This is a genomic window from Prevotellamassilia timonensis, from assembly GCF_021531665.1.
Classification (GTDB): Bacteria; Bacteroidota; Bacteroidia; order Bacteroidales; family Bacteroidaceae; genus Alloprevotella.
In genome coordinates, this window is the sequence record NZ_JADYUH010000029.1 from 25,303 (window position 1) to 32,415 (window position 7,113).

General features: G+C 55.5%; 4 protein-coding genes. 3 read left to right on the top strand and 1 reads right to left on the bottom strand.

Going from position 1 to position 7,113, the window contains the following annotated elements; all coding sequences use genetic code 11:
* Positions 1-79: 79 nt before the first annotated feature.
* From I6E40_RS06340 to I6E40_RS06350, 3 genes are all read left to right on the top strand, one after another.
* Positions 80-2,071: a TlpA family protein disulfide reductase gene (locus tag I6E40_RS06340; protein ID WP_235386178.1), complete on the top strand. Its 1,992-nt coding sequence runs from the start codon at positions 80-82 to the stop codon at positions 2,069-2,071.
* An 89-nt stretch (positions 2,072-2,160) separates the two neighbouring features.
* Positions 2,161-2,523: a BlaI/MecI/CopY family transcriptional regulator gene (locus I6E40_RS06345; protein WP_235386180.1), complete on the top strand. Its 363-nt coding sequence runs from the start codon at positions 2,161-2,163 to the stop codon at positions 2,521-2,523.
* A gap of 107 nt (positions 2,524-2,630) precedes the next feature.
* Complete coding sequence (locus I6E40_RS06350) at positions 2,631-5,420, top strand: outer membrane beta-barrel protein (protein ID WP_235386181.1); 2,790 nt, start codon at positions 2,631-2,633, stop codon at positions 5,418-5,420.
* A gap of 389 nt (positions 5,421-5,809) precedes the next feature.
* Here the strand turns inward: I6E40_RS06350 and I6E40_RS06355 are convergent, their stop codons facing one another.
* A complete protein-coding gene (locus tag I6E40_RS06355; RefSeq protein ID WP_235386183.1) occupies positions 5,810-6,721 on the bottom strand; it encodes a leucine-rich repeat domain-containing protein in 912 nt (303 codons plus the stop codon).
* Positions 6,722-7,113 lie beyond the last annotated feature (392 nt).

The window sequence follows — 7,113 nt, forward strand, 5'->3', positions numbered from 1 at the left end:
ATACTCACTCAATACTCACATAACCACACAAGGAAAAGTCCGGCCGGCTCTTCTGCGCGTATTTTTAAAAAACGAACACATGAAACGTATTTTATTTTTCCTTCTGGCAAGCGCTATGTTGCTGCCGGGTGCGGCGCAGCGTCGCAAGAGTGCGAAGGAAACGCTGCACATCAGCCGCCCTGCCTTTGCCGCCAGTTATACCTTCAGTCTCATCCCTCACGACGTGAGGGTCGTGGGCGACAGCACCACAGTCAGTTTCCGAATCATGAATTTCGATTGCTACACGTTGGCATCCAGTTGTGCTCTGGTCACAGACAAGGGTGAACGACTGCCTGTCCGCAGCGGTAAACTCTTCACCCGCGCCATGCAGGGCAGTGTGGTGAGAGTGGTGGGAGTACAGCAGTTGAAGTTTGACCACTTGTACTACACCGTGGTGAACTACGACCCCATACAACTGCTTGACAGCGTCGTGCTCTCATTTCCCGCTTTGCCTAAGGGCACACGCAGTTTTGACTTCACCGAGGGTTATCCCGACACGCTTGACGCGAAAAAAGCAGTGCAAGCATGGGATGTGTTCGGCATACGTCTTGACGGAAAAACCTACGCTTCCTCCCTGCCCGCCACAACCGTCACTGCCGACCGCTCCACTCTGCCGCCCTTCACGCCCCGATGGGGCAAGGCACGGTTGCACTTGCATTTGTTGGGTGAGTGCCTGCCCGACAAGTTGGATGCCGGTGGTGTGAGTTTCTTTCACTGGGGAGCTGACAAGATGGGCTATCGAACAGAGTGCGTGACGGACGTGTCGGCAGACCGTCACACAGCTACTTACACCTTCGATGCTTGCGAACCTTTCACCTGTCAGGCAAGATTTTTGAATTATGCGTCGTTTATTCCTGTGCTCGCACCCGGCACCGATTTGCACGTCTATGTCGATGTCAATGCCGTGGGAAGGCACGTGCAAGACTTGGGAGCCAATGTTCACTATATTCACATGCAAGGTGAGACGGCGGCAATGAGTGAAGCCTTGACAAAGTGGTTGGAACGCATACAGAAGAATCTTTTTGTGGAGCGTTTGACACAGTTGCGCGGGCAGGACAGCACGGGGCTGACGGTGGAAAAGATGCGTGCCAGCCATTACGCTCTGTTGCAGGAATGGCGCCAACAGTTGGCGGACGACACGACATTGCTGCCGCAACAGCGAGAATTTCTCAATCTCTACGCTGAGGACTGCTATGTGAATGCCATGGAGCGCACGCGACAGTTGGTTTCCTATTTCGCCAGAGGCACCAGTTATGCTCTTGATGCAGATGCAATCTACGACCGCGACTGTGCCGCAACCGACACTCTGCCGGACCCTCATTTTGCAGAACTTTCGCTCTTCCACGATGACCTGCGCACACTCTATGTCTATCCCATTGCTACAGACTGGTATGCCTATTTGAAGCACAACAATGTGCATGAAGGGGCTGCTTACGAATGGGCTCGCCAGCGTCAGCTGGTGGCTGACGCAAAGAAGCAATTGGACGAGATGCACTGTCTCACGCCCGAACAGCTCCATGCCTTGTCGCCGCTCTATGTGGATTCGTTGCGCACCGAGAACGAACAACTTCGTGCCCTGCTTGACAGAACCGAACGCAAAATGGAAGAACAGGTGCAGATTCTTCCCGAACTGCGTGAAGGACAAACTGCACTGCAAGCCATTGTGGAGCAAAACAAGGGCAAGCTGTTGGTGATTGATTTTTGGGCAACGTGGTGCGGACCGTGCCGCATGGGCATGAAGGCCATGGTTCCTTTGAAAGAGGAACTCGCCGGGCGTGACGACGTGGAGTTCATCTACGTGACCAATCAAACGAGCCCTCATCGCGATTGGGTGGATACCATCGACAAACACGAGGGGAAGCACTATCGCCTCACCAATGAACAGTGGGAAAACCTTGGAGCCGCAGCGGAAGGTATTCCGGAATATCGCATTTTTGACAAAGACGGCAATGAGGTGGAGTGCATCATCGGCTATAGCGAATCTCTGCCCGACAAAGTGCGCACTGCTCTGCAAAAGGCGGGCATGAAATGAGCACACTCGAAGAAGTTTGAATAAGAAAATATACACCAATCCGCACGGGGCGGTTGCTAACCGTGCCGTGCGGAAAAACACTTTAATAAATGGAAAAACTCACAACAAAAGAAGAAGAGGTGCTGACCTTCGTTTGGAAACTGAATCGACCGTGCGGACCGCGCGATGTGGTGGCGTGCTATCCCGAGCCGCGCCCCCACGTCAATACGGTTGCCACCTCGTTTCAATCGCTGGAGAAGAAGGGCTATTTGACGCATGAGAGTCGCGGTCGCGGCTTTGCCTACATTCCCCTTGTTTCTTGTGCGGACTATGGTCGCCGCACGTTGGGGCGCGTGATTCAAGAGTTCTTCGCCGGTTCCTACATGGACGTTGTCAGCGCATTTGTGAAAGACAAAAATGTCAGCAAAGAAGAACTGGACCAACTGCTCCGTGAACTGCAGGAGAAGCCGTGAAAACTCGGTGAGCAACTGCCCCAACTCCAAAGATTAGATTCTCCTTAAATGAGTCATTCCGGAGAATCTCCCATTATATATATAATATTGTATAGAAACGAAATTTCATGAGACGCATTTTCTTCAGCCTTCTTCTGCTGCTCGGCTGCCTCAGTGCTGCCGCCGACGTCGTGACGGGGCGCTTCATCGATGCCCAATCGGGTGAAGTGTTGAGCGACGTGGAAGTCTGCATACTCACCATTCACGAAAGCGCAATGGGGTTCCATCAGTTGCGTTGCGACAGCCTGGGACGCTTCGCCTGCAACGTGGCGGGCTACAACTGCCGCCTCGAAGCCTCCTGCGTGGGCTATCATCCGCGCAAGGTCGGTTTTGCCGCCATGGAGGGTACCGACACGCTCGACCTCGGCGACATCGCCTTGAAACCGTCGGAGGTGCTGTTGCGCACCGCTGTGGCGACCGCCAAGGCACGCCGCTTCGTCATGCGGGGCGACACGGTGGTGTTCAACCCCGCCGCCTTCAATCTGAGTGAGGGGGCGCGTCTCGACGAACTCATCAAGCAGTTGCCGGGCGTGACGCAGAAGGACGGGAAACTCTATTGGATGGACAAACCCGTGCGCATCCTCGTGAACGGCGAAGAAATGTTTGCCGACAACACGCTGCTGCAGGAGCGTCTGCCCGCCGAGGCGGTGGACCGCATCAAAGCCTACAACAAGGGGAGCAAGCAGAAAGACCACACCGGACTCGACGACGGCGAGGAAGACCACGTGCTCGACATTCAGGTGAAGCCGGGTTTTCTTGAAAAGTGGTATGGCAAGGTGGAGGGAGCCTATCAAACGGAGAAGGGATATTTGGCACGCCTCGACGCCATGTATCTCTCCGACGCCAATCCGCTGATGGCGTATGGCAACTTCAACAACATCAATCGGCAGGTGTCCAACAGAAGCTTCGGCGGTATGTCAATGGGTTCGACTTCTCCCTTCGGCAAGCAGCAGTTCGGCTCCGTCGGCTACAAACACCAGTGGCTGGGGAAGGACGGCAACGCCACGCTGAAGAACTTCTTCTCCGTCAACGCCCAGGGGCAGCACACCGACGGCTGGGGCACAAGCAGCGAGAGCCGCGAGACCTTCATGCCGGGGGCAGACCGCACCTTCAGTCTGACGGAAAACAGGAACTATGAGCACAAGTCGAAACCCGAGGTTTCCTTCTACGGTCAGTTCCTTCCCGACAGTGTCACGTGGATTACGGTGCGCGGCGGCTGGTCATACGAGAAATCGAGAAATACGGAACGGCAGCGCAACGCGGTCTATGACGGCGACCCCTACGCCTTCTCCCGTCATCCGCTTGACCAAGCCTTTGCCACCGAAAACCTCGCCGATGCCGACGGCGCCCCCACCTCGCGCTCGCTCTATCGCACCACCACGTGGAAGGAGGCGATGAATGCCAATGCCAGTCTGGGCGTGCGGCGTCTGCTTCCCAAGAAGGGGCAACTGAACGTCGGCGCTTCCGTCTCCTTCACCGACCGCACGAGCGACGTCCTTGCCGAGCGCGACCTGCGCTTCCGCTATGACCCCGAAGCGAACGAGTTGCGCTACGAAACCGACCACCGTCCCGAACAAAGCCTCAAGACTTCTGCCGATGCGCGCTATCAGGTGTGGCTCGGCAAAAAACTGCTGTTGAAGATGGGATATGAGTTCACCCACTCCCGCGACAATGACCGCCAGCAGCACAGCGTGACCGACGCTGCCGCCGCTCCCAATGCCGATGAGGAGGGTGAGACGACCGACCCCAACAGTTATCGTCGCCGTCAGACCTCCGACCGGCACGACGCTACACTCGCCGCCACGCTGAACCTTGGTCCCGTGAGCCTCATGCCGCAGGTGCAGTTGCAGCACCGGCGCGAGCATCTGACCTACGTTCGAGGGGTGCTCGACGTCGATAGACAACGCTACGAGAACCTGTGGCAACCGCAAATGACGATGCGCTGGAAAGTGAAGCGCGGTCAGTCCGTGGAGGCGGACTACTCGCTCCGCACCGACCTGCCCGATTTGCTCGAAACCGTCCCCTACGTCGATGACATCAACCCGCTCTTTGTGTCGCAGGGCAACCCGCTGCTGCGCCGCACGCACCGCCACAGCGCCGGTTTGCGCTACTTTGCCAACATCACGAAGCAGCAGCGCGTTTTTTCGCTCTCGCTGAACTACGACCGCCGGTTGCATCCGCTGAGCGCGATGTATTTCTATAATGAGCAAACGGGTGCCTACCGCCGCATGATGGCGAACACCGGAAGCGGCACGGAGTGGAACGGAAGGGTGAGTTATGAGCAGGCAGCGGGCGACTATGTGCGTCTGCAGAACATTCTGAAAGCGGGTCATCAGCGCAGCCACGGTTTCCTCACCGCTGACTATGATGCCGCCACTGCCGCCCCCAACCTCCGCAAGTGCTTCTTCATCGAAGACAGTCCCACCATCTCGTTCGAGCAGGACAAGCTCCTTTTGAAGTTGGGAGCGTCCTATCGTTTCAACCGCCTGCGCTATGCGCCGCAAGCCGCAAGCAATCAGTCGTTGACGGACTATGGCCTTGAGTTCACCGCCCGCTACAAGTGGAAGATTTTGACTGCCGAGACGAACCTCGAACTTGAAGGACACAAGGGCTACTCCGCCACGGACATGAACCGTGCCCGTCCCGACTGGTCGTTCACCTTGTACTGCAAGGTGCTCCACGGCAAGGGCAATGTGGAGTTGGAGTTCGACGACATACTGAACCAACAGCGCTGGTACAGCGCCACGCAGTCTGCCACCGAGCGCACGGAAAGCACCACCCAAAACCTCCACCACTGGGTGCGCCTCTCCTTCACCTACAACTTCGACGCAAAAGGCAGCAAGAAGGGAAAGAAGTAGGGCGAGCCGCCGATGTTCCCACGCCTTGGGAGCTTTCCTCCCACGCCTTGGGAGTCTTCCTCCCACGCCTTGGGAGTTCTCCTCCCACGCCTTGGGAGTTTTCCTCCCACGCCTTGGGAGTTTTCCTCCCACGCCTTGGGAGCTTTCCTCCCACGCCTTGGGAGCTTTCCTCCCACGCCTTGGGAGTTCTCCTCCCACGCCTTGGGAGTTTTCCTCCCACGCCTTGGGAGTTTTCCTCCCACGCCTTGGGAGTTTTCCTCCCACGCCTTGGGAGTATGATTCCCAAGGCGTTCAAAAAGCAGGAGAGACGCGTTGAGTGCGTCCCTCCTGCTTTTAGTATGCGGATTTTCATGAGACCTGCCAGTGCTGGAGGCGTTGAGTGCGGAAGCTTATTTCACCATCACTTTGCGCGAACTGCCGTCGGCGTAGCGCTTGACGACGATGCCGCGTGGCTTGCCGCTGAGTTTTTTCCCGCTCAGGTCGTAGCAACCCACCACAGCGGGAGCATCCTTTTCCAGTTTCAGGTCGTCAATTCCCGCTTCCATGACCACAACTTCGTAGGCATTCCAAGGCGTTTTTGCCTGATAGCGCGTCTTGGCGTCTTCATCCACCACATAGACAGTCTCCATGGGCGTGTTGTAAAAAATCTTGTCGCCGGCGGAGGGAGGCGTCGTCGGGAGCATGATGAGGGAGGTCAAAGCGCTGCAGCCTTCGAAGCATGCATAACCCACATTTGTGACGGACGAGGGAATGGTGATGGAGGACAGACCCGTGCAAAAGCTTAAGCAATAGGTACCAAGGCTTGTGACGGTTTGGGGAATGGAGATGGAGGTAAGACTGCTGCAGTATGCCAAACAATAATCTCCCCAACTTGTGACGGATTCGGGAATGGTGATGGAGGTCACGTTGTTGCAATTTCTGAAACAGGAACTACCCAAACTCGTGACGGACGAGGGAACGGTGATGGAGGTTAGACCGGTGCAGTTGTAGAAGCAAAAGGTGTCCAGACTCGTGACGGTGTTTGGAATGGAGATGGAGGTCATGGCGCTGCAACCTCTGAAACAAGAATAACCCAGACTTGTGACGGAATAGGTCGTGCCACCCACGGTTATGCTCTCCGGAATCACAACATCTCCGGCGTACTCATTGGTAAAAGTGTTATACTTTTCCCCTTTAAAGGTCACTGTGGCTGTTTTGTTCCACGAAGTCAGATTGTAGAAGATTCCGTCAATCTCCGCATCATGTCCCCAAGCGGTGTGGAATCCCAAGAAAAGAACGAGGAATAGAAATGACTTTCTCATGTGGTTAAAAGCGTGCAATCTTTCATCATCGCGAGGCAAGTGGTGGCAAAAGACGCTGCGCGTAATACTGTTTTGAAGGTGAAACATGGCATTCTGACGGTTGTCGGCGTGCGGAGAAATGAATGCGTGTTCATCCGCCGGAGGGGACAGGCAAGCCGTTGCGCTTTGTGTGTCCCGTGCAAAAGTAACAGAAAATCATGAAATGCTTCCGCAGAGTTTAAAAAAGATTATTGCTGTCCGCTAAAACTCTAAAGCGCACAATTTATCATCCCGGAGCCCTCATAAATAGGACTTCGGGGTTTTCTTTCCCAAAAGTAAGCCCCCTAATCAAACAGGCTCGGTTCTGGAGGCGTTTCCTTTGCGTTTTGAACCATCTTTGCCCAATCCCTTTC